Genomic DNA, 24732 nt, shown 5'->3' with positions numbered 1-24732 from the left:
TAAAAGACAACAGCTATGAAATTAACAAAACAGATATTGGGCATCGTCGCACTTGGTGCGATGGCCCTTACCCAGACAGCCTGCCAGAGCGACTCTGACTTCTTGAAGGAGCACTCTTACAAGCAAGACGACTCGGGTATGTTCAATACAGAAAACGAGGTGGCTATGGCTATCAACTCCTGCTATAAGGAGGTCAACTACCTGGTTCTCGGTCAGACCCACGGTTATCACTCTTATATGCTTACGGGTGTAGGTCTGGATACATACACAGAGAACAACAACAACGACTGCTTCTCTAACTGGACTAAGCTTAACTCTGCCAACGGTTACAGCCGTCACTGGTACAATGAGTTGTACTACCTCGTAAACTACGCCAACACAGCCATCTACGCCATCGAGACCAAGGATATCAAGTATACTACTGCAGAGAAGAAGAACGAGCTCCTGGGCGAGGCACGCTTCATGCGTGGTTGGGCATTCCGCATGCTCGCCGGTATGTTTGGTAATGTGCCTTACCTCGACAAGCCTACCAAGAAGATTGAGATGGGTTACCAGCCCAACACCCGTCAGGAAGTATGGGAGAAGTGCTACGATGACTTCAAGTTTGCTGCTGAGAATATGTCTAAGACAGAGCGCAAGCAGGGATGTGTAACCCGTGCTGCTGCCGACCACATGCTCGCAGAAATCTGCTTGGCTCTCGGTAAGTTTGACGAGGCTATCCAGGCTACCAGCCGCGTAATCGGCGGTCAGGACGGTGACTATCACCTGATGACTACCCGTTTCGGTACTGAGGCCAGCCGTGCTACCGACCGCTACGGTCACTCTCTCGCTGCCGACAAGGGTGGTGCTTATTGGGACCTCTTCGCTACACCCGGCAACGGTTCAGGCAATACCAACCAGGACTATGGTGTAACCGGTAACAAGGAGGCTCTCTGGACCAGCCAGTTCTCTGTAGGTAACTACTCTAATGGTGGTAGCGGTGACGCTTGGTGGCGTATGCGCAACAACACCATGGAAGGCGACTTCATGAGCAACAAGGTTCGTAACTGCGGTACCAACCGTACCGATAATGGTGTGAAGTTCTACCTCTTCGGTGACGACGCTATGTGCTATCCCGCAGGTGTTCAGGGCGGTTCAAGCAGCCTCGGTGTTTCTACCTCTGCTATTGCTGCCGGCCGTTATCAGGCTAACAACACTCGCGACTCTATCGGTGGTGGTTATGCTTACGGTAGCAACCGTAACTGGCCTTGCCGTTACGTCTTCGATCCCCAGGAGCCTGGTTACATCTGGGCTAAGGCTACCGACCCTGCACAGCCAGGTAAGGCAGACTTCCGTTGCTCTGAGACTATGATGCAGCGCGACTGGTACACTCCCGGTGGTACCAAGTGGAGCGTGCAGTACAAGTATGCTAAGGATCGCGAGAAGGCTCATGCCGGTAACTCAGCTTATGTTTTGAACGCCAGCGATACCCTCGATATCTTCCCACGTTTCTGGAAGTTCTCTCAGGAAAAGCATCCTAACGGTGACGTTAAGGAGTGTGAGTACGAGCCTTACATGATCCGTATCGCTGAGACCTATCTGCTCCGTGCCGAGGCTTACCTCGCCAAGGGCGACAAGCAGAAGGCTGCCGACGATATCAACGTAATCCGCGACCGTGCCAACGCTCCCCGTTGCTCTGCCGCTGAGGTAGACATCGACTACATCCTCGACGAGCGCACCCGTGAACTCTTCGGTGAGGAGCATCGTTGCATCACTCTGAACCGTCTGTCTGTTAACCCCAACTGCGGTAGCTACGTTACTTCTAAGTATCCTACACAGGACGAGAAGACCAGCAATACTCTGTATGAGCGTGTACGCAAGTATGGTATGAGCTGGAACAACGCTACTGACCAGGTTAATGCTGACTTCGGCCGTGAGAAGATTACCTACACCAAGAACGATGGTTCTAAGGGTATCCGCTTCATCCCCAACATCAAGCCTTACAACTACCAGCAGCCTATCCCAGACGATGTGATCAAGTCTAACTCAGGTGCTGAGTATCCTCAGAACTACGGTTATTAATCCTTCGTGATTAATCTCAACTCTTAATAGTGGAGTGGCGGCCCGAGGGTCGCCACTCTTTTTTGTGGCTACATTTCTCAGTGCTCCTTCGTCGCTGCTCTCTCTCTTGGTGATATCCCTTAGTGCTCCTTCGCCGCCCCTGCGCCATCTCCCAACGGTCGTCACCGTTTCGGCGAGCCTTCCTTTGCTCCTTTCGTCTCTATCCTATATTGCCCTCACCATCCCCTATAGTTATAATAAGGTGTAGTGGATGGTTGCGCATAGTGCAATTGTCATTCGCGCTATCCCCTATAGTTATAATAAGGTGTAAAGGGCAACTCCACATGTCGCTTTGGTTATCCCTGTCGTTGTTTCGGTGGTTTTGCTGACCATCGGTGTTGTTCTGGCTCTTTTCTCTGTCATTCTATCGCTAAGCGACATGGTTTTCTTGCAAATTGTCGGTAATGAATAAACTTGCGCAATTTTTGCGCAAATTATTAATGATTGTCAATACGGTCATCTCCTTGCCTGCTTCTGTGATAACGACCTGTGAACCAGTGGTTTCTACCACTTTTGTTCTCGTTTTGACCATCGCGGTTGTCATCCTGACATGGTAAAGACGCGTAATTATCATAAAAAAAAATAAAAAAACGCTTGCGTTGTTAAATATTATTGTTAATTTTGGTGCCGATATGAGTGCGATGCTTAACCTCATCGTGCTAACTGACCACCTAATGAAAGTGCCCATGAACTGAACTAAGACAACGATGCCCCCCAATCTTTCGGCTGTTACAGCAACAGTCGGCATAACCCAAATCGAAAACATAAAAAACAATTCTAATCACCTAATTTAATTCCTTATGGATGAGAAACAGAAAAAGAGCGTGTTCGCTGCTTTGAAGACCTCAAAGCAATGGACCTACCTGCTCGCTGCTTCCATGCTTACGCTTGTGCCCATCTCGGCATCGGCTACAGCTTCCGGCAGTGAGAACGAAAACACAGTGCAGGCCGTACAACAGGCCAAGAAAACCGTTACCGGTCTGGTGAAGGATGCCCACGGCGAGCCCGTCATCGGCGCCACTGTGGCTGAGGTTGGCAATGCCACCAATGCCACCATCACCGACGCCAACGGTAACTACCGCCTCCAGATCAAGCCTGGCTCGCGCATCAGCGTGAGCTCCATCGGCTATCAGCAGCAGACTCTCGCTGCCAAGGGCAATGTAGTCAATGTCACTCTGGAAGAAGACCAGGCCATCCTCGACGAAGTTGTCGTTGTGGCATACGGTACCCAGAAGAAGAAAGACCTTACCGGTTCGATGACCGCCGTCAAGGCCGAGAACATCGCCGTGCAGAACACCACCACCGTGAGCCGTGCGCTCGAGGGTGCCGCCCCTGGTATCCGCGTGTCTTCGGTCGACGGACAGCCAGGTTATGATATGGCTGTGCGCATCCGTGGTGTAAGCTCCACCAACGGCGCCTCTGCCGCCGCCCTTATCGTCATCGACGGTGTGGCCCAGCAGACCAACTCTACCTATGAGAACCCCCTCTCTCAGCTTGACCCCAACGATATCGCCTCTGTCTCCATCCTCAAGGACGCCGCCTCTACCGCCCTCTACGGTTCGCGTGGTGCCAACGGCGTGGTGCTCATCACCACCAAGAAGGGTCAGAGCGGCAAGGCCAAAATCTCCTTTGAGAGCCGTTGGGGCTGGAACTCTATCGGAGACTACAATGTCAACTCTATAGACAACGCCGCCCAGTACTATGAGTACGTATGGAAGAGTATCTACAACTCCTACCGCTACGGAGTCAATGGCACCGGTCTTCCCGGCGTAGATGCCAGCGGCCGATACTACACCAACGTGGGCAACCCCAACCACTCTGACGCCGAGGCCCGCCTCTTCGCCAGCCAGCACCTCTTCGACTACAACAACAGCGAGACCGCTTTCCAGAAGAACCTGCTCAAGAACAACATGGCTTACAACGTGCCCGGTGCCATCTATACCAACACCGGCTCAGGCAGCAACTCCAGCTCTACCATGACCGGAGCCTACCTTATCGACCCCGAGACCGGCCGTCTGAACCCCCTGGCCCGCCAGCTCTACAGCGGCGACGCCTCTGACCTGCTCTTCAGCAACGCTTTCCGCCAGGAGTACAACCTCTCTGCCAGCGGTGGTAGCGACAAGGCCCACTACTACTTCTCTCTCGGCTATCAGGACGACCCCTCATTCCTGCTCAGCAGTGAGTTCCGTCGTTACAGCGGCCGTGCCAATATGGATGCCCAGGTGCTGAAGTGGTTGAAAGTAGGCGCCAACATCGGTTACTCCAACACCAAGACCCGCGCACAGGCAGGTAAGTGGGGCTCTCGCCAGATTGGTGGTGCCTCCGGTAACGCCATGCTCCATGTCAAGGGTTGGGCGCCCATCTACCCCGTCTATCAGATGAACGAAGACGGCACCGTGGCTACCGACGACAAGGGCAACATCCTCAATGTCTACAACAAGTCTTGGTCGCCTCTCGGCGAGAACCATGTAGCCGACCGCAACTTCGGCAGCGACTATATGTATATCACCCGCACCAACATGGAGCGTCAGGATATCATCAACTGGACCAGCCGCTTCTTTGCCCAGATTGACTTCCTCGACCACTTCAACTTCACAATCAACTTCAACATGGACGAGCAGCACTGGCGTCGTACTTCCTATATGAACAGTATCGCCGGACGTGCCAGCGGTCAGGGCAGCTTCGGTCTCAAGACCTATACCCGCCGCATCATCAACACCCAGCAGCTGCTCTCTTACGACCAGGACTTCGGCAAGCACCACGTTGACGCTTTGGTAGGTCACGAGTATGAAGACCTCGACCGCAAGGATGTCAACTTCGGTACTTCCTACGAGCTTCTGCCCGGTTATATCATCCCTGGCAACTTCGTAGGCCACTACACCAACTACGGTGGTGAGAACACCGCTACTCCGAGCTGGGGTCTCAATACCTACCGCACCGAGTCTTACCTGGGTCGCGCCAACTACAACTACGCCGAGCGCTACTATGCATCAGCCTCTCTGCGTCGCGATGCCTCTTCCAAGTTTACCAAGGACAACCGCTGGGGTACCTTCTGGTCTCTGGGCGCCGGCTGGCGCTTCTCAGAGGAGCCCTTCTTGAAGAGCGCCAAGTCCTGGCTCGACAATGCCAAGCTGCGTCTGAGCTATGGTGTCACCGGTAACTCCAACGGACTCACCAGCTACTACCTCAACCAGACCTACGGCTACGGCGTATCGGCCTGGCAGGAGGGTGCCACAGGTACCGGCGTGCCCAAGGTGACCACCATCACCGGCGGTAACCTCGTACGTACCGACCTCACCTGGGAGGTTATCCACCAGTTCGACCTCGGTCTCGACTTCTCTGTACTGGGAAGCCGCCTCACCGGTGCCATCGACTACTACAACAACCTCACCTCCAATGCGCTCTACAACCAGATGGTTTCGCCGCTCGCCAATATGGGCTCGACCACGCTGCAGAAGAATGCCGCCAAGATACGCAACACCGGTATTGAAATCGAGCTCGACGCCGACATCATCCGTACCAAGGACTGGACCTGGAGCGTAGGCGTCAACGCCACCCACTATACCACCAAGCTCGTCAAGGTGCCTGCCGACCAGATACCCAACTGGGACAACACCATGGACGTGCCCAAGGGCACATGGGTCGTACAGACCGAGGATATGGCTCAGGCCGGAACAGCCAGCCATGCCGGACGTGGCGACTTCTACCTCCGTGGCGAGGGCAAGGACCTCTTCAATCTCTATATGTACAAGTATGCCGGCGTAGACCAGGCTTCGGGTCTGCCTATGTACTGGCACCGCGTGACCTATGCTGACACCCATCCCGATGCCAACGGCGCTTATGCCAACGGTGGCCGCTATGCCGAGTACAAGCAGGGCGATAACGTGAAGACTACCGTGGCAGCCGACGCTTCAGAGTACGAGTGCGGCAGCGCCATCCCCGATGTCATGGGCGGTATCACCACTAATCTGCGCTGGAAAGACTTCGACCTCGGTATCGTAGCTGCTTACCAGCTCGGTGGCAAGTTCTTCTCTATGGAGTATGCCCAGCACCTCTTCCGCGGTTCTACCCTCGGTGGCTCCAATATCCCTGTTTCCAAGGATGTCGTAGGCGCTACCTGGACTCCCGACAACACCGGTGCCAAGTATCCTATGCAGTGGTTCAACAGCTCTGGCGGCGACTACTATCTCGATGGTGTCCTCCTCCCCGGCAGCCACAAGTACACCGACATGGCACTCTTCAGCGCCTCTTACTTCCGTCTGAAGAACATCACTCTGGGCTACACCGTACCCAAGAATCTGCTTCGCAAGATAGGTATCAGCAAGCTGCGCGCCTTTGTATCTGCCGACAACCTGCTCATCTTCTCTGCCCAGAAGGGTGTAGACCCCTCTATGTCGGCTATCGGTGGCAAGGAGGTCGATACATACATCTATCCTCAGATGCAGACCATAACTCTGGGTCTTAACCTCGAATTCTAAATCACTGACCATTATATATACAGAAGATATGAAACGAATATATAAGAATATAGTTGCCGCAGCCCTGCTCGTAGCGGGAGTCTCGGCATGTAGCAGCCGCCTGGATGTCAATAACCCCAACTACTTCACCAAGGACGACATCGACAACATCCTCCAGGGTGATGACGAAGAGAAGAAGGACAAGGTGGTGGCAGGACTCGTATCGGTTCTTCCCGGCTACATCAATATCTACAATGCCGCGCTCAACGGCGGCTACTCCAACGGCTATGCCTACGAGTCCAACTTCGAGTTGCGCCGATTCATGCAGTCGGGCGATGTGGTCGAAGGCTCATCTGCCAACAAGGGTACCTACAACCAGTGGTACCAGAACAGCCCCAGCGTGACCTACTGGCAGACTAACGATGATATACAGAACTATGGCTACTACCTCGGCCCCGTCTACAAGATTACCAATGCCATCAAGGCCATGCAGTATCTCAGCGACGACAACGTCAAGGAAGACAAGAAGATGAAGGGCTATCAGGCCCAGGCCCTCACCATGAAGGCCATCGGCTACACCATGCTCATGGAGCGCTACACCGACCTCCAGGATGTTACCTCCGAGACCAAGCAGGGTTGGCCCATCTACAACGACTACGCCTACAACCCCGCCACCGAGCCCAAGTCGGTGGCTGAGACCTGGGCTACTATTAAGGAGTATTTCGACAAGGCTGTCAAGTCTTTCCATGAGTCCTCCATCGGTACCAAGGGCTATCTGAGCGGTCACACTTCCGATGTGGTCTACAGCATCAACTGCGCTGTGGCTCAGTACTACCGTTGCCGCGCCGCCATGGACCGCAAGGACTGGGCTACCGTCATCGATGGCGCCACAGAGCTGCTCTCTTACTATCCCAACTTCATCAAGGCCAGTGACTATGGTATGGACCAGTCTAAGCTCGCCTCTGTAGCTGCCCGCAACGACAACGGATGGTGTGGCAAGGAGTATAACGCCGAGGAAAACGCCTTCTACAACTGGGAGAAGAACCCCGAGGGTATCTTTGGTAGTGCCCGCGGTTCGAGCAACATGTTCTGGACCAACGGCGGCTTCAACGCCCTCAAGCGCGGTCCTTCGGGCTACTATCAGGTCGACGCCAATATCTACAATGCCCTGTCAGACAATGACTGCCGCAAGGCTTGTATCCTCGCCGATGACTTTGAGAACTATCCCATCTACTCTTTTGAGAACAACGACTCTACCTGGTACAGCTATACCATGCCCAAGTACACCAGTCTGAAGTGGGCGGCATCGTCGTCTATCGGTCACAACGGTGAGATGCATGACAACAAGTACACCGTGTCAGACAATATCTATCTGCGCACCTCTGCCGTATGGCTCATGCTCGCCGAGGCTTATGCCCAGAGCGGCCAGGACGCCATGGCCAAGCAGACCCTCAACAAGCTGCTTGAGGCTCGCACCATCGAGGGCCGTCCCACGATGACCTGCGACAACACTATGGCTGGCATGAGTACCATGGATATGGTCAAGTTGCAGTGGCGCATCGAGATGTGGGGCGAGGGCGACTGGGCCTTCTACAACCAGAAGCGTTGGGGCACCCAGCACAAGCGTGGAGCTAACCACTGGAGCAACACTCAGATCAGTCACTTCACATGGGAGATTCCTCAGAAGGAGCGCATCGGCAATCCTTACTGGAAGTCACTCGACTAATCATCCCTTACGTAATCGCCGCAGAGGAGCGCAGGGCTCCGGTCCCCGTCTCCTCTGCGGATGATAAACCTAATGATAACTCAAAACAACGAACAAATCATGAAAAAAAGAATATTGACATACGCCTCCATGCTGGTAGCGCTGCTGGGTCTCGTGGCCTGTAGCGACAATGCCGAGGACGTAAGCGAATCTTCAGAGGCCAACGTGTCGATGAAGAACATCAGTGTCACTGCCCAAGTGCCTGGCGCCAATACCTACGGCGCACTCAAGGCGTTCAGCCTGAGCGACGTGCTCCACGTCACCTTCCAGAAGTCTGACGGCACCCAGACCGGCCGCACGCAGACCCTGCGCTGCGCCGAGTCGACCGGCTCTACCGCCACCTTCAGCGCCCAGCGCGTGGCTGTGCCCAACGACGCCGCCAACATGCTGCTCACCTGGGACAACCCCGCCTGCAAAATCAATTGGGACGGCAAGCCCGTAGTGGTCGAGGAGTTTGGTACCCAGGCAGGTACCGAGGAGTGGGTGCGCCAGCACTCGGTCATCAGCGCCACCACCGCCGTGGGCGAGAGCGCCAATGTGACCTTGGCTTACCAGACCGCAGTGGTCAAGATTGATGTGCAGTTCCCTACCGACGCCGATGAGCCTACTGTTGCCAACACCCGCCTTACCCTCTCAGGTCTCATCAACAAGCTCGTCATGGACAATGGCAAGGCCCTCACTGCCGGTGAAGGCGTGACAAGCACCACTGGCGATGTGGTAGTGGCTCCCGCCGTGATTGACGCCGCCGCCCGCAAGGTGACCGCCTACGCAGTGGTTTGGCCCCAGGCCAGCTACGACGGTGTGACTCTCGCTGCTACCATCGACAATGCCAACTTCTCTGGTGTCTTCCGTCTCGGTGTGGTGAAGCCCGGCGAGGACAACACTGTGGTCTCTAAGGTAGACTTCAACTCACGCGAGTACGACCTCTGGTACGACGATGCCGCCGCCACCATCGAGGATGTTACCGGCAACGTGGTAACGGCTCCCAAGTGGATGACCCTCAGCGGTGGTGTCATCACCATCGAGGCCAATACTACCGGCTCTATCCGTAAGGGTACCATGGTGCTCGACAACGGTCGCAAGTATATCGTCACCCAGATTGGCGTCAACGACTTCAGCGGTCAGTGGACGCTCTACTCCAAGCAGTTCAACGCCTCCAAGTCATGGGGTGGCTCCACCAGTACCAGCAAGATGCCCTGTACCTTCGGCAAGCCTCGCAAGGGCGAGACCCTCACTGGTCCCGACGGCAATACCTATACCAACAACTTCGGTATCAAGGGCCTCTACTTCGACTCAGTGCTCGACGGCACCATCGCCATCGACTACGAGAAGAAGACCGTGAAGGTAGGTATCATGTTTGACTGCCGCGAGGGTCAGCCCACCGGCAACGACAAGTACAAGTACTGCATGTATCTGCCCGAAGGTTCGGCAAACAACGGATGGGGTAACTACAACTTCCAGCCCAAGGACTTCTCGACCACCAAGTACGACTGGCTGTGGCTCACTCTCGGCTCTGACAACAAGTCGCTCAAGTACAAGTACTTCAAGGCTGGCCAGAAGATGGGTAACTATTATGTTTGCGGTATCTCTATCGTGGCCAGCTCTCAGGCTGCTGCCAGCTCGTTTACCGCCTCTTACGACAACATCTACCAGGCCAACTACAACACCAGCAACGACGAGGGTATGTACTTCCTCAAGAACTAAGGCTCTGCCGACAACCCTATAGCAATACACCGCTTCGTCCCGAGGGATGGAGCGGTGTATTTGTGTTATGGGGGTATGGGCAGCCGGCGCAGTAGAGGTGTGGTCGGTGGGTTGCTCGGTCATTCTCGGCAGCATAGAGGCTGCTCCGACCGTCGCAGAGGCTGTTTGGGCTGCCGCTGTGGGGCTCTTGGCTGGCTCGTGACTTATGATACGTGAGCTCGTATCGTAAGGCACGAGCTTACGTATCTTATGTTACGTGGGCTCGTGCCTTACGTTACGAGCCGGCGATGGTGGTCGGCACGGTGGCTGCAGCCCGCTCTGCGCCGGGGCTGATGGCCTTGCCGTCGGTGGGTTGGTGCTGCGCGTCGGTGGCAAGCCCCGCTGCGGGCAGTACAACAAGAGAGCCGCGGCTGTTGTCAGTCGCGGCTCTCAGGGTTATTGTAGCTTTCGCTGTATGTGATTACTTGTTGTCTTCTATCAGGTTCTCACCGGTCATGTCGGCAGGCTGCTCCAGTCCCATGATGTGGAGGATAGAGGGAGCCACGTCTGCCAGGCGTCCGTTCTTGACGGTGGCGCTGTTGTTGTCGGTGACGTAGATGAAGGGCACGTGGTTGAGCGAGTGTGCGGTGTTGGGCGTACCATCAGGGTTGATGGCGTTGTCGGCGTTGCCGTGGTCGGCTATGATGATGGCCTCGTAGTCGTTGGCCTTGGCAGCCTCGATGACGTCGCGCACGCAGCAGTCTACGGCATGCACAGCCTTGGCTATGGCATTGTAGACACCGGTGTGGCCCACCATGTCGCCGTTGGCGAAGTTGACCACGATGAAGTCATACTCCTGGGTGTTGATGGCACCCACCAGCTTGTCCTTCACCTCGTAGGCGCTCATCTCGGGCTTGAGGTCATAGGTAGCCACCTTGGGAGAGGGAACCAGTATGCGGTCTTCGCCCTCGTATGGAGCCTCGCGACCGCCGTTGAAGAAGAATGTCACGTGGGCATACTTCTCTGTCTCTGCGGTGTGCAGCTGGCGCTTGCTGTGCTTGCTGAGATACTCGCCGAGAGTGTCTTCCACGTTCTCCTTGGGGAAGAGTATGTTCACGCCCTTGAATTTGGCATCATAGGGAGTCATGCAGTAATACTGTAGACCCTTGATGGTGTGCATACCCTCTTCGGGCATATCCTGCTGGGTGAGCACCTGGGTGAGCTCCTTGGCGCGGTCGTTGCGGAAGTTGATGAAGATTACCACATCGCCCTCCTCGATGGTACCGTTTACGGTCGAGTTGACGATAGGCTTTACAAACTCGTCGGTCACGCCGTCGGCGTAGCTCTCCTCCATGGCCTTAACCATGTCGGTGGCTTCCTTGCCCTTGCCCTCGACGAGCAGGTCGTAAGCCTCTTTCACGCGGTTCCATCGCTTGTCGCGGTCCATGGCGTAGAAGCGGCCGATGATGCTGGCGATGTGAGCGCCGTTGGCTGCGCAGGTGTCAGCAATCTGCTGGATAAATCCGGCTCCGCTCTTGGGGTCGGTGTCGCGACCGTCCATGAAGCAGTGTACGAAGGTCTTGTCCAGGCCATACTCCTTGGAGATTTCAATCAGCTTGAAGAGGTGGTCGAGTGAAGAGTGTACGCCGCCAGTTGAGGTCAGGCCCATCAGGTGGAGCTTCTTGCCGTTCTCCTTGGCATAGCTGTAGGCAGCCACGATGCCGGGGTTCTTCAGGATAGAGCCGTCCTTGCAGGCGCGGTTAATCTTGACCAGGTCCTGATAGACCACGCGGCCGGCGCCGATATTGAGGTGACCCACCTCTGAGTTGCCCATCTGTCCGTCGGGCAGACCCACATCCTCGCCCGAAGCAGCGAGCTCTGAGTGGGCGGAAATAGCGGTGAGATAATCCAAATAAGGTGTCGGGGTGTTGAAGATAACGTCTCCCTTACCATGCTGTCCGATTCCCCATCCATCGAGAATCATCAATAAAGCTTTCTTTGCCATAATTGTCTTAATATTTTGATATTCTTAACTTTCTGAGTGCAAAGTTACTGCAAACCGCAGACAACGCAAAGAAAATCTCTCAGTTTTTTATCTTTGCCCCGTAGCGCGGTGGAGGATGGGGCGGAAACCACCTCGCTGGCTGCGGCACCACCATGTGGTATTGCGGGAGTGGGGTAGGTGGCGTCCAGACCCGAGGCGGGTAACGCCTACGGCTAATCGCAACTCTTACAGAGTAGCAATATTAGTTGTACAGCTACCCAGGGTAGCGTGCTTCGCCCGCAACCCTGGGCTGTGTAATCGCAACTCCATTACCTTTCCGCGCCGCACTGCGCCGCGCCGGTGACCTTCGGTTCAGAGTTGCCGCTGCTGATACGAGTGTACCTCCCACGTACTCATACCATGCTCAGGGGTGTACGTTCCGCCATTAGGAGGATGCAGTAAAACAACCTTGTCGGGTGCGCCACTACCATGCGTAATTGCGGGAGTGGGGTAGGTGGCGTCCAGACTCGCGGCGGGTAACGCCTACGGCTAATCGCAACTCTTACAGAGTAGCAATATTAGTAGTACATTTACCCAGGGTAGCGTGCTTCGCCCGCAACCCTGGGCTGTGTAATCGCAACTCCATTACCTTTCCGCGCCGCACTGCGCCGCGCCGGTGACCTTCGGTTCAGAGTTGCCGCTGCTGATACGAGTGTACCTCCCACGTACTCATACCATGCTCAGGGGTGTACGTTCCGCCATTAGGAGGATGCAGTAAAACAACCTTGTCGGGTGCGCCACTACCATGCGTAATTGCGGGAGTGGGGTAGGTGGCGTCCAGACTCGCGGCGGGTAACGCCTACGGCTAATCGCAACTCTTACAGAGTAGCAATATTAGTAGTACATTTACCCAGGGTAGCGTGCTTCGCCCGCAACCCTGGGCTGTGTAATCGCAACTCCATTACCTTTCCGCGCCGCACTGCGCCGCGCCGGTGACCTTCGGTTCAGAGTTGCCGCTGCTGATACGAGTGTACCTCCCACGTACTCATACCATGCTCAGGGGTGTATGTTCCGCCATTATATATATAATAAGGTGTGACGAACATGGTTGTCCAGACGATGGGATGCTCGTTGTTGGCGGCTCGTGTCTTCTCTCGATTGGCGCCATGGTAGTAGTTGGTATCCCGATGCGCAAATCAGATAATCGAAAGGTGGATGATAGCGCCCTATGGCGAACTCTCAACCCTGGGGGAACGGGCATAGAAAGAAGCAACGCTGTAAGTCTTGCGTTTAGCCAAGCGTTACTCGCAGATGCAGGTCACAACAGACCAACTATCTTTGACGCTAAAGCTAATCACAACACCTACAGCGTTGCTAATATAGGTCGGAAAAACCCCAAAGCCCAATCGCGGCCACCATTCTAACTATCTAAGAAACAGCAAGAATGAGCTCCCGCCCCCTGGGGAGGGTTGGGGAGGGGCTTTTGGAGGGCCGGGGAGGGGCTCGGTTTTATCCCTATCCCCTTATCACTTCACTCCCATCTCCTTGAGCAGGCGGTCGGCATGGCCCCAACGATCCATCATGTAGAGGACGAAGCGGATGTCGACGCCGATGCAACGGGCAAGGCGCTTGTCGAACCAGATGTCGCTGGAGAGCGAGTCCCAGTTGCCGTCGAAGGCAAGACCGATGAGGCGGCCCTTACCATCAAACATCGGAGAGCCCGAGTTGCCGCCGGTAATGTCGTTGTTGGTGAGGAAGCAGAGCTGCATCTTGCCCGTGGTCTTGTCGGTATAGTTGCCAAAGTCCTTGGCGCCGAGCAGTTGCTTCATCACAGGCTCTACCTGGTAGTCGATGGTGCCGCGGTCGCCAGCCTCCATCTTCTTGACGATGCTCTCTGCCTCGGTGTAGTAGCCCGAGGGCTTGCCGCCGAGCATGTAACCACCCACCTGGCCATAGCTGAGACGCATGGTGAAGTTGGCGTCGGAGTAGTGGGGCAGTTCCTGCTCCATGCGCACCTTGGCGTCGCAGAGATACTGCTCCTGCAGGTCGATGGAGTCGGCATTTTGGAGGTACGACTTCAATATCTCGGTGCGGATGTCCATGAGCTGCTTGCCATACTGGTATCCGGGGTCTTTGAGGAGCTGCTTGCTGTTGAGCATAATCTTCTTGCCGCTCTTCATGAGGATGGTATTGTCCCACAGCCAGTCTACATACTTGCGTGTGTCGCCTCCGAAGCGGTCGGCGATAGTCTGGTAGAAGGCGGGCAGCTTGTCGGCAGCCACATACTTGCGGTAGTTGTCTATCAGCGTAGCCATCACGTCGCGGTCGAGCGCTTCATCCCACTCGGCGCTGTTGTCCTTGAATACATAGTACTGCTTCTTCTTGGCAGCGGTGGGGTTGACGGCGGTGGGGTTGCTGGCTATGCGCATGGCGCGGCTGTTGAGCTCGGTGGTGCGGCGGAAGGTCTCGCCCCAGACGGTGAGCATGCGTGCAGCGTCGAAACGCTGGGCGTAGAACTTGGCGAGCTTGTCCATGTCGAGCTTGCCTTTGAGGTATCCCGTCCACTTCTGGTAGTCGACAATGCGGTCTTCAAAGTCGGCTTTCTGGCGGATAATGCCCACAGAGTCGATGCACTTGTTCATGCCGAGAGAGTTCTTCCAGTAGTTGGAGCTCTGCGCGTACTTGGAGTCATACTTGATGCGCACGGCTTCGTCGGCGCGCATGTGGCGAATCATCACCTCCTGCTTCACACCACGTATCTGTGCGCGGGGAGCATTGTCGGCGTCGCGCATCTCACGTATACCGTATGAGGAGAGGTAGCGCTCGGTAGAGCCGGGGTATCCCACGGTCATGGCGAAGTCTCCCTCCTTGTAGCCGTCGAGCGAGACGGGTGCCCAGTGCTTGGGACGGTATGGCACGTTGTCCTTGGAGTAGTCAGCAGGGCCGTTGGTCTTCGGGTCGGCATAGATTCGGAACACTGAAAAGTCGCACGTCTGTCGTGGCCACATCCAGTTGTCGGTCTCACCGCCAAATTTACCCATCGATTTGGGGATAGTAAAGACGAGACGCAGGTCTCTGAACTCCTGGTAGGTAGTGGCATAATACTTGTTGCCCTCATAGAAAGGCTTGATCTCAAGCTCCAGGTTGGCATCCTTGGCGTGTACCTCCTTGAGCATCTCGTTCTCGACCTCGTCGAGCAACTTGGCCTGCTCCTTGGCGGTCATGGTGCGTATGCCCCGCTTCTCGAGCAGCGGGGTGATGTCGCGCTGGTCGACCATGAAGCGCACAAACATGCCCTTGTTGGGCAGCTCGTCGGCATAGGTCTTGGCGAAAAATCCGTTGAGCATGTAGTCGTGCTCCACGGTAGAGTGGCTGCGTATGGCCTCAAATCCACAGTGGTGGTTGGTGAACACCAGTCCGTCGGGCGAAACCACTACTCCCGAGCAGTAGCCCGAGAAGTTTACCACTGAGTTCTTGATGGCGTCGTCGCTCTGATACAGGCTGCTGTAGGGCAGAGCAAATCCGTAGCCCTTCATCTGCTCGTACACCGCGTTGGGCAGGTTGTAGAGCGTCCACATTCCCTCGTCGGCCTTGGCCGCGATGGTAGCCGCAAAGGCGGCTAAGATGACAAATAACTTTCTCATATTATCGTTTGTTAAAGTATTTACCGATTACGGGGAGCCCGCTGAGCGGGAAGTCTCTCTTCACGAGATAGGCCACAAAGACCAGGATGAGCAGGGTGTTGACAGCCAGCGACGCACCCATAGGCAGCAGCCTGTTGGCAGCAGTCATTCCGGCGGTGAGCACGGCGGTAAGAGCCACATAGACCATCATCTCCTTGACGGGATAGTCGATGGGATATTTCTTCTGACCCACAAAGTAGGACAGGAGCATCGCCGTGCCGTAGCCTGCCACTCCACCCCACGCACACGCCATGTAGCTGTAGCGCGGCACGAAGACCACGTTTACCACGACCAGCACCAGACAGCCCGCGCCCGAGAACCAGGCGCCATAGATGGTCTTGTCGATGAGCTTGTACCAGAAAGAGAGGTTGAAGTAGATGCCCATCATTATCTCGGCAGCCATCACGATAGGTACAACGCGCAGCCCCGGCCAGTAACTGCGGTCGCGGATGACGTAACGCAGAATGTCCATATATCCAATCACAGCCAAAAACGCCAACAGGGTGAAGATGACGAAGTACTTCATGGCTTTGGCGTAGGTGTCGCGGCTGTCGCGATCTTTGGCTTTGCCGAAAACAAACGGCTCGTAGGCATAGCGGAACGCCTGGGTAATCATGGCCATAATCATGGCTATCTTGGTGGCTGCACCATAGATGCCCAGCTGCGCCTTCTCGTCGGCGCCGGTATAGAGGTAGGGGAAAATAATCTTGTCGAGCGTCTGGTTGAGTATGCCGGCTATGCCCAGGATGAGCAGCGGCCATGCGTAGCGCATCATCTTGCCCCAAAGTGCGCGGTCAAAGCGGTAGCGGAAGCCCGTAAGCTCATGCCAGAAGCACACCACTACCACGGCGGTGCACACCAGGTTGATGTAGAAGACCATGCCCACATTGAGCGTGAACTTGTCGTCGTACAGCCCGAAGGGGTTGAGCCTCAGAGCTGGCAGCACGATGAGGTAGGTGAGGTTGAGGATAATGTTGAGGATGATGTTGACCAGCTGCAGGCTGGCAAACTTGATGGCGCGCTTCTGGTAGCGCAGGTAGGCGAATGGGATGCACTTGAAGGCGTCGATGGCGACACACACAAACATCACCGCCACCCAGTCGGGGTGGTCTGGGTATTTCATGAATCCCGCTATCTGGGGCAGCAGCGCAAAGACAGCGATGACAAACAGCAGCGACGATACTCCCACCGATACCAGCACGGTGGAATAGACCCGCATGGGGTCGTCCTCGGTCTTGTTGATAAACCGGAAGAAGGTGGTCTCCATGCCGTAGGTGAGTATCACCATCAGCAGCGCCGTGTAGGCATAGATGTTGGTTACCACGCCATACTCGCCACCGCCCGCGACAAAGGCTGCCGTCTGGATGGGTACCAGGAGATAATTGATGAAACGTCCGGCGATGCTGCTGATGCCATAGATGGCAGTATCTTTGACCAGACTCTTTAAATTAGCCATTTCTGTAGAGTTTTAGAAGAATAAATAAGCGATGCCGATGGCGGCGATGACTCCGGCGAAGTCGGCCAGCAGTCCGCATGGCACGGCATGACGCATATTGCGGATGCCCACGCTGCCGAAGTAGACGGCGAGGATGTAGAAGGTGGTGTCGGTCGAGCCCTGGAAGATGCAGCTCAGTCTGCCCACAAACGAGTCGGCGCCGTAGGTGGTCATGGCGTCGACCATCATACCTCGGGCTCCCGAGCCGGAAAGCGGCTTCATCAGCGCCGTAGGCAGCGCGCCCACAAAGTCGCTGTTGCCGCCCAGGGCCTTGACCAGAGTTGCCACGCCGTTGATGAGCATGTCCATGGCGCCCGACGCGCGAAACAGGCCGATGGCCACGAGTATCGCCACGAGATAGGGTATGATGCGCACGGCGGTGGTAAAACCTTCCTTGGCACCCTCGACAAACGCATCATAGACATTGATGTGGTGCTTCATGCCTGCCAGCACAAATGCCACAATGATAGTCATCAGCAGGATATTGGCCACCGATGTGCTCACAATGTTCATCTGGTCCTTGTCCAGCTGGCCGAAGCCCCAGATGATGGCACCCACCACCAGAGCCATGCCGCCCAGGGTGAGGAGCATGGTGCGGTTGAGCAGGTTGATGCGCTGGTATATCGAGGTAATGATGATGCCCGCCACAGTCGAGAAGAAGGTGGCAAGCAGTATGGGGATAAACACATCTGTGGGCTGGGCGGCGCCCAACTGCGCCCTATACACCATGATGGATATGGGGATGAGCGTGAGGCCCGACGTGTTGAGCACCAGGAACATAATCATGGGGTTGGTGGCAGTCTCCTTGTTGGGGTTGAGCGTCTGCAGCTGTTCCATCGCCTTCAGCCCGAGCGGCGTGGCGGCATTGTCGAGTCCCAACATATTGGCGGCGATGTTCATGAATATCGCGCCGGTCACAGGGTGACCCTTGGGGATGTCGGGGAAAAGCCGGGTGAACACCGGGGACAATGCCCTGGCTAGCACGTTGACCACCCCGCCGCGCTCGCCTATCTTCATGATGCCCAACCAGAGCGAGAGCACGCCCGTGAGGCCCAGTGAGATTTCAAAGGCGGTCTTGGACGAGGCGAAGGTCGAGTCTATGAGCGCCGGAAATACCGTGACATCGCCCAGGAAGATGAGCTTGGCCAGGGCGATGACAAAGGCGATGATGATGAAGCCTATCCAGATATAGTTGAGTACCATTGCGCTTGCGTTATTTGACAGTGGTGCGGCGCTCACGGATGAGCTTGATCTGGCGTTGCAGGTCCTGATAGTGGAGCTTGTCGATGCCCTTGGCGCCAGCCTCCTGGCTGTCTACAAACTGGGCTATGTCGTCGAGGTGCTGGACGAGGTAGAGCACCGCATCAGAGTCCTTGTTGCTGGCGCCACTGCGCGAGGCAAAGAGCAGCTGCATCAGCGACGACTGTGCAGGCTTGTCGTCCTTGGGGTTGAGCAGCGAGTTGACGCGGTTCAGGTAGCTGCGCTCCAGACTGCGTCTGATTTTGTCGCTCATGCCGTTGTCGCCAGCCAGAGGCTTCCACACCGCGCCCTTCAGCGCCGAGAGGTAGGCGTCGAGCTTCAGTGCCGATGGCGAGAGGTAAGAGTCGTTGTATATCTTGACGATGATGTCGGCAGAGAGGGCGCGCGAGAGCACGATGTTCTGCTGGTTGGCGATGTCGGCCGACGGGTCGATGCCAGTCTTTTCGGTGAGGGTGGCGGGGTACAGCCACAGCGGAGCCTCGAAGATGTTGCGGCCCACCCAGTCTATCGCCTCGAGCGGCATGGCTGCCGGAGCTATCTCTACGGGCTTGGTGCCGGGCATATTGTTGAGGTATCGGCCGCCCAGGTGCTTGATGACGTGGCCTGTGTATCGGCGCAGCTGGTCGCGCACGCTCTTGTAGACCTCTGTCAGGTCACTATACTGGTCGTTGTCCTGATGAGTCCACTGGGGCAGACCCGCGATGACGCGCTTCAGGTTCTTCACGCCATACTCGTTGGCCTTCATGTTGTCGTCGCCCAAGTCTTCGGTCTGCGAGCGGGGGTCTTCGTCGCGGCCCTCACCCGAGAACCAGCAGCGGGGATGACCAGCCAGGAAGCGCGAGGTCTCGGTCATCATCGCCTCTTTCTCTTCATATTCGTCCTTGAACTCAGGGCGGTAGGAGTAGCCCCACTTGATGGCCCACTTGTCATAGTCGTTGATGCGAGGGAAGAGTCCCTTGGGTCCAATCTTGTCTTCGGGCTGAGCCACGTAGTTGAAGCGGGCATAGTCCATGATGGATGCGGTGTGGCCGTGGGCCTCTACCCACGCCTTGTCGCGCAGTTTCTCTACGGGAGTGGCGTGGCTGGCGCCCATGTTGTGGCGCAGACCCAGGGTGTGGCCCACCTCGTGGGAGGAGACGAAGCGTATGAGCTCGCCCATGAGCTTGTCGTCGAAGGTCATGGTCTGTGCGCGCTTGTCGAGCGGTCCGCACTGCACCATATACCACTTGGTGAGCAGGCTCATCACGTTGTGATACCAGCAGATGTGGCTCTCGATGATTTCTCCGCTGCGCGGGTCGCTCACGTGGGGGCCGTAGGCATTTTCTATCTCAGCCGGGAGATAGCGTATCACGCAGTAGCGGGCGTCGTCGACGCTCATGTTGGAGTCGTTGGGCCACGGCTTGGCCTGGATGGCGTTCTTGAAACCGGCGGCTTCGAACGCCACGTTCCAGTCTTCAACTCCCTTGATGAGATAGGGCACCCACTTCTTGGGCGTAGCCGGGTCTATGTAGTATATGATGGGCTTCACGGGTTCTACCAGCCGTCCCTGACGATAGGCTTTCACATCGCGCGGCACCAGACGGTAACGGGCGATGAACGACTCACGCTGGGTCTTGTGCTGGGTGTCAGAGAAACGGGTGAAATTGTTGACAAAGTAACCCACGCGCTTGTCCCAGAGACGCTTGCGCATAGGCTGGCTGGGCAGTAGTACCATCGACGTGTTCATGCCCAGAGTCACCGAGCCCGTCAGACTGGCTGGCGCATTGCGGTTGGCTGTGGCGCCATAGGTGCGCACGGTGGCCACCTCGATGTTGATGGGAAACACCTTCATGGTGTCGATATACGAGCGGCTGCTTATCATTCCGCCGAGCTTGACCATGCCCAGCGATGATCTTACGCTGGTGGTGAGCTTGTTGTCGTTCTTGAAGAAATTGGTAATCTCTATCATGCTTCGGCCCTTGGGGCTCTTGCCGATTATCTTGAACGACGCCACGATGGGGTCGATGGTCGATGCCTGGAGAGTCTTGGATATACGGTCGGTCGAGTCGGCCAGCTGGGTGAGCACGTAGGCACGCATGTACATCGTCTTGTAGTCGTGCTTCTCAAAATAGACGGTGGCCTCGTTGACCTCTTCGCCGGCATACTTGCCGAAGTTCTGGGGCACAGCCGTATAGCGCGTCACGCACATGAAGTAGCGGCCCAGGAGCGTGTCGGGTATCTCGAAGTACCACTTGTCCTGGATATGGCGCACGGTGAATAGACCTTCCTTCACGGTGCCACCCTTCTTGATGATGTCGGCATACTCGTCCTTCTTCTTTTTGGCTACGGTGTCGTTGTCATGCTTGGTGGTGTCGGCCTTGATTACGGGTTTGCCCTTGAGGGTGTCGTCGTCCACGGCAGATACTTGTTGATACTTCGCAGCGTTGAGCCCCGTGATGCGCGAGGCATAGATGCCGCCGGCTATCATCATCACGATAGCGCAGATAAACAGCTTGTTACCCATATAGATACTTATTTATTGGTTCGTTGTCACTGCAAATTTAGTAATAATAATCCATACCCGGCTTGGGCAGACCGAAAAAAGCATGACAATCATGAAGAAAAAAGTCAAAATCGCTGTTTCCGCCCGTAGTTCTGCCGTCATTGGAGCGGCGATGCGGCCCTCGGGGCGACTGCGCAGACACGCAGAAGCCCCGAAGAGGGCTTCAGGTATAGCAGCGGGCATGGCCGTGGGGCTATATCCTGATGCCACCTTCGGGGCTATGGTTGCTCCCGTGGTGGGGATGATGAGTTGGCGGGTGTTAGAACTCGTCGTTGGCGTAGAGGAAGGGGTGGTAGCACTGCTCCCACTCTATGATTTCCTCGTCGCGGAAGAAACGCTTGAGCTCGATGGCTGCGGTCTCGGCAGAGTCGGATGCGTGGACGATATTCTCCTGGAAACTCATGCAGTAGGAACCGCGGATGGTGCCGGGGGCGGCGTTGCGGCCGTTGGTGGGGCCTGCCAGTGCGCGCACGGCGGCGATGGCGTCGACACCCTTGAGGCACATGGCCACCACGGGGGCTGTCATCATGGCGTCCTTGACGCGCTGGAAGAAGGGCTTCTCGCTGAGATGGCTGTAGTGCTCGGAGAGCAGCTCGTCGGTGAGCATCATCATCTTCATGCCGCATATCTGCAAGCCTTTCTTCTCAAAAATACTGATAATCTCGCCTGCCAGACCGCGCTGCATGGTGCAGGGCTTGAGCAGGACCAATGTCTTTTCTATTGCCATAATCGTTAATGGTTGTAGGGTTAGTAATATATGTTTTGTTCTGATTGTCTGCAAATGTAGGAATAATTTCTGAGATAGCCCAAGGATGTGGCTACAAATTGGATGCCCACGTATACAAATCCTTGATGACCATCTTGCGGAAGAGCCAATGGCTCATGCCGCCGGGGATGCGCATGATGGTGTTGTCGGCCAGGTCGAGCACATAGAGAGGGCGTATGCGCCAGCTCTCGTTGTAGCGGTTCTGCCAGTCGTACATGCAGTATTCCCACCATTCGCGGTCGCCGCGCCACCATTCGCCCGTGGTGTAGTCGTTCTTCAGTCCGTAGCGGGTCACGTCGAAAGCATTGGCATAGCCACACTGGCGGTATATGCGATAGGGGGCGAGGCCCAGGTCGAGCACGCTGCCCAGGCTCACGCGGCACATGATGATGCAGCCGCCCGAATAGTGGGTGGCGGTGCTGCGCACGGGGGCGAAGTAGATGCCGTTGCCGGCAAAGTTGCCGGCGCCCACGTTCCAGATGCCCGACATGCGGTTGCCGTGCCAGCAGCGGCCGGGCGCCATCACAATGTTGAGCGCGGCGGTCTCGTCGGTGCCGTGGTAGAGGGTAAGCGCGGGGACGAAGGTATCGAAGACGGTCCAGAACAGACTCTCGATGACGGTGAGCGACATGTGCCATATCGGGTACTTGATGATGCGCCACGGCAGCCACAGCGCCCAGTCTATAGCATCGTCGGTGCCCTCCTTGTCGCTGCTCGGCACAAAGACCTCGAGCACATAGTTGAACATCTCGAAGGTGCAGTGGGCGAAGAGGTTGAAGTAGATGGCGTTGACCAGTCTTATCGGCGTGAGCAGTATGTACAGCGGTATCTTGGCCAGCAACAGATAGCCTTCCAACTCATCGTTGCGACGGTCGTTGCCCGAGTTCTCCTTATAGAGCGCGCGCCAGGGCTTGGAGAGCCAGCGCTGGAGCCAGTTGGTGATGAGGAAGGGGATGCTCGTAATGCGGTATATCCACTGCATGATGAAGTAGTAGAAGGCAAACCCGTAGAAGAGGACCTTGGATATGATGTAGAGGACGATGAGGATGAGCGCCAACTTGAAGGCCCATCCTATCAGGGTGAACAGCGAGAACGAGCTGCGCCGCTTCTTGGGCTTGGAGGTAGCCACGGGCTCGTCTTTGACATACGACAGATAGCGGCTGGCGGCATAGGCGGTGTCGCCCTCGAAGATGACCTTGGACCAGTCGTCTCCCCATTCGACCACGAGCAGCTCGGTGCCACGCGGAGCCACCCCGCGCTTGTAGGCGTTGGGCGATGGCTGCATACGCATGTTAAGGTCGCTGGTGGTGACATAGATTGCGCGCGGAGAGCCCATCGCCGCCAGGGCGGAGAGCCATAGCAGGCAGAGGGTGAGCCATAACGTCTTCTTGTGCATCATAAACGATGTAGCTATTAGGTGATTATCTCTTGTCAAGTAAGTATAGACATGCAAAAATACGATTATTTTGCCAAACGCCTTGTGCATAACCGCGTTTTTTTGCATCGCGCTGCGGCTTTTTCTGACTTTTGGGATAACAAAGACGATAGAAAGCGCCATCCCCGTCATTGCCGCCATCGGAGAGATGGTGGCGGGGTGGGTGGAAAATAGTGAAAAAAAGTGGGAGCAAATGGCTATAGTTACATCCTTTTGCAGTAATTTTGCACATTATTATATAATATAGCGCGCTTCCATGAACGTAAAAATCAACGACAGTTGGGCTGAGCGGCTCGGCAATGAGTTTGCCCAGCCTTATTTCTCCCAGCTCACCGATTTCGTAAGGCACGAGTATGCCACCACGACCTGCTATCCTCCCGGCAGACTTATCTTCAACGCCTTCAATCTCTGTCCTTTCGACAGCGTCAAGGTGGTCATCATCGGGCAGGACCCCTATCACGAGGCGGGTCAGGCTATGGGGCTCAGCTTCTCGGTGCCCGACGGAGTAGCCATGCCGCCGTCGCTGCAGAACATCTTCAAGGAGATACAGGGTGACCTCGGCATCGGAGTGCCCCAGAGCGGTAACCTGACGCGTTGGGCTGAGCAGGGAGTGCTGCTGCTCAACGCCACGCTCACCGTGAGGGCCCACCAGGCTGGCAGCCACCAGCGCCATGGGTGGGAGAGGTTTACCGACGCTGCCATCAGCAGGCTTAGCGAGGGTCGCGACCATCTGGTCTTCATCCTCTGGGGTGGCTATGCGCGCTCCAAGGCGTCGCTCATCGACCGCAGCCGTCATCTGGTGCTCGAGTCGGTGCATCCCTCACCCCTCTCTGCCAACCGGGGTGGATGGTTTGGCAACCATCACTTCTCGCGCTGCAATGAATATCTCGCCGGGCACGGCATGGGCCCCATCAACTGGTAAGAACATGAATGAACTGCATATTTTACAGATAGGAAACGTATTTGTTTCGCCCGATATTTTCACGGTAAAGTTCTGCTGCGACCTTGACGTGTGCAAGGGCGCATGCTGCATCGAAGGCGACGCTGGCGCGCCGGTAACCCTCGATGAAATCGGCGATTTGGAGGCTTCGCTCGATGTGGTATGGAATGACCTCTCGGCTTCGGCGCAGGCTGTCTTAGACCGCCAGGGTGTGGCTTATGCCGACCGCGACGGCGACCTGGTCACAAGCATTGTCGGAGGTAAGGACTGTGTGTTTACATGCTATGAGGGCGACACCTGTCTCTGTGCCCTTGAGCGCGCGCATCGTCAGGGCCGCTGCCCCTTTGTCAAGCCCATCTCCTGTGCGCTCTATCCCATTCGCGAAAAGACATTTCCCGATGGTTCGGTGGGGCTCAACTATCATCGTTGGCGCATCTGCCAGTGTGCTGTAGAGAAAGGCCGCGAACTCGACTTGCCTCTCTACCGCTTTCTCGAGGGTCCGCTTGTGCGCCGCTTCGGCAAGGAGTGGTATCAGGAGCTGTGCCAGGTGGCCGACGAGCTTCGGGCTTTAGGCATGATTTGATGCCTCGGCAATGGTAGGAAACGAGGGCGTGATGGCTGT

The 24732-nt window shown here is 56.1% G+C and carries 15 protein-coding genes; 7 read left to right on the top strand and 8 right to left on the bottom strand.

Annotated features, from left to right (window positions below; translation table 11 throughout):
* Window positions 1-15 precede the first annotated feature (15 nt).
* The 5 genes from CIK87_RS11605 to CIK87_RS14765 all read left to right on the top strand — a co-directional run bounded on the left by CIK87_RS11605 (window position 16) and on the right by CIK87_RS14765 (window position 10228).
* Window positions 16-2061 (top strand): RagB/SusD family nutrient uptake outer membrane protein, encoded by a 2046-nt coding sequence (locus tag CIK87_RS11605; protein WP_094387301.1) that lies wholly within the window; start codon window positions 16-18, stop codon window positions 2059-2061.
* An 839-nt stretch (window positions 2062-2900) separates the two neighbouring features.
* A complete protein-coding gene (locus CIK87_RS11595; protein ID WP_094387299.1) occupies window positions 2901-6578 on the top strand; it encodes a TonB-dependent receptor in 3678 nt (1225 codons plus the stop codon).
* Window positions 6579-6606: 28 nt separating this feature from the next.
* Window positions 6607-8283 carry a RagB/SusD family nutrient uptake outer membrane protein gene (locus CIK87_RS11590; RefSeq protein WP_094387298.1) on the top strand — a complete coding sequence of 559 codons (1677 nt, stop codon included), beginning with the start codon at window positions 6607-6609 and terminating at the stop codon, window positions 8281-8283.
* 99 nt (window positions 8284-8382) lie between these two features.
* Window positions 8383-10026: a fimbrillin family protein gene (locus tag CIK87_RS11585; RefSeq protein WP_144008207.1), complete on the top strand. Its 1644-nt coding sequence runs from the start codon at window positions 8383-8385 to the stop codon at window positions 10024-10026.
* Between the two features lie 67 nt (window positions 10027-10093).
* The gene (locus CIK87_RS14765) at window positions 10094-10228 is read left to right on the top strand and encodes a hypothetical protein (protein ID WP_256387324.1); all 135 of its coding nucleotides are present in this window, start codon (window positions 10094-10096) and stop codon (window positions 10226-10228) included.
* Window positions 10229-10486: 258 nt separating this feature from the next.
* On the opposite strand, the gene gpmI is transcribed toward CIK87_RS14765, so the two are convergent.
* From gpmI to CIK87_RS14100, 8 genes are all read right to left on the bottom strand, one after another.
* Complete coding sequence (gene gpmI, locus CIK87_RS11580) at window positions 10487-12010, bottom strand: 2,3-bisphosphoglycerate-independent phosphoglycerate mutase (protein WP_094387296.1); 1524 nt, start codon at window positions 12008-12010, stop codon at window positions 10487-10489.
* A gap of 1505 nt (window positions 12011-13515) precedes the next feature.
* Window positions 13516-15633: a S46 family peptidase gene (locus tag CIK87_RS11575; protein ID WP_094387295.1), complete on the bottom strand. Its 2118-nt coding sequence runs from the start codon at window positions 15631-15633 to the stop codon at window positions 13516-13518.
* Between the two features lies 1 nt (window position 15634).
* Window positions 15635-17128 carry a lipopolysaccharide biosynthesis protein gene (locus CIK87_RS11570; RefSeq protein WP_094387294.1) on the bottom strand — a complete coding sequence of 498 codons (1494 nt, stop codon included), beginning with the start codon at window positions 17126-17128 and terminating at the stop codon, window positions 15635-15637.
* Between the two features lie 12 nt (window positions 17129-17140).
* Window positions 17141-18370, bottom strand: coding sequence for a nucleoside recognition domain-containing protein (locus CIK87_RS11565; RefSeq protein ID WP_094387293.1), 1230 nt, complete (start codon window positions 18368-18370; stop codon window positions 17141-17143).
* 10 nt (window positions 18371-18380) lie between these two features.
* A complete protein-coding gene (locus CIK87_RS11560; RefSeq protein WP_254046553.1) occupies window positions 18381-20930 on the bottom strand; it encodes a zinc-dependent metalloprotease in 2550 nt (849 codons plus the stop codon).
* A gap of 298 nt (window positions 20931-21228) precedes the next feature.
* Window positions 21229-21696: a nucleoside-diphosphate kinase gene (gene ndk / locus CIK87_RS11550; protein WP_022310651.1), complete on the bottom strand. Its 468-nt coding sequence runs from the start codon at window positions 21694-21696 to the stop codon at window positions 21229-21231.
* Window positions 21697-21787: 91 nt separating this feature from the next.
* Window positions 21788-23134 carry an SH3 domain-containing protein gene (locus tag CIK87_RS11545; RefSeq protein ID WP_094387291.1) on the bottom strand — a complete coding sequence of 449 codons (1347 nt, stop codon included), beginning with the start codon at window positions 23132-23134 and terminating at the stop codon, window positions 21788-21790.
* Window positions 23135-23156: 22 nt separating this feature from the next.
* Window positions 23157-23402, bottom strand: a complete 246-nt coding sequence (locus CIK87_RS14100; protein ID WP_144008206.1) for a hypothetical protein — start codon at window positions 23400-23402, stop codon at window positions 23157-23159.
* A 24-nt stretch (window positions 23403-23426) separates the two neighbouring features.
* Between CIK87_RS14100 and ung the strand changes: the two genes are divergently transcribed.
* Window positions 23427-24092 carry a uracil-DNA glycosylase gene (gene ung, locus CIK87_RS11535; RefSeq protein WP_022310653.1) on the top strand — a complete coding sequence of 222 codons (666 nt, stop codon included), beginning with the start codon at window positions 23427-23429 and terminating at the stop codon, window positions 24090-24092.
* A 4-nt stretch (window positions 24093-24096) separates the two neighbouring features.
* On the top strand, window positions 24097-24693 hold the full coding sequence (locus tag CIK87_RS11530; protein ID WP_094387289.1) for a DUF3109 family protein: 597 nt from the start codon (window positions 24097-24099) through the stop codon (window positions 24691-24693).
* Window positions 24694-24732: the final 39 nt, after the last annotated feature.

The sequence above is a fragment of the Prevotella sp. P5-64 genome (assembly GCF_002251285.1).
Classification (GTDB): domain Bacteria; phylum Bacteroidota; class Bacteroidia; order Bacteroidales; family Bacteroidaceae; genus Prevotella.
The sequence above is the reverse complement of the archived record's forward strand: the minus strand, read 5'-3'. Positions and strand labels throughout refer to the sequence as shown.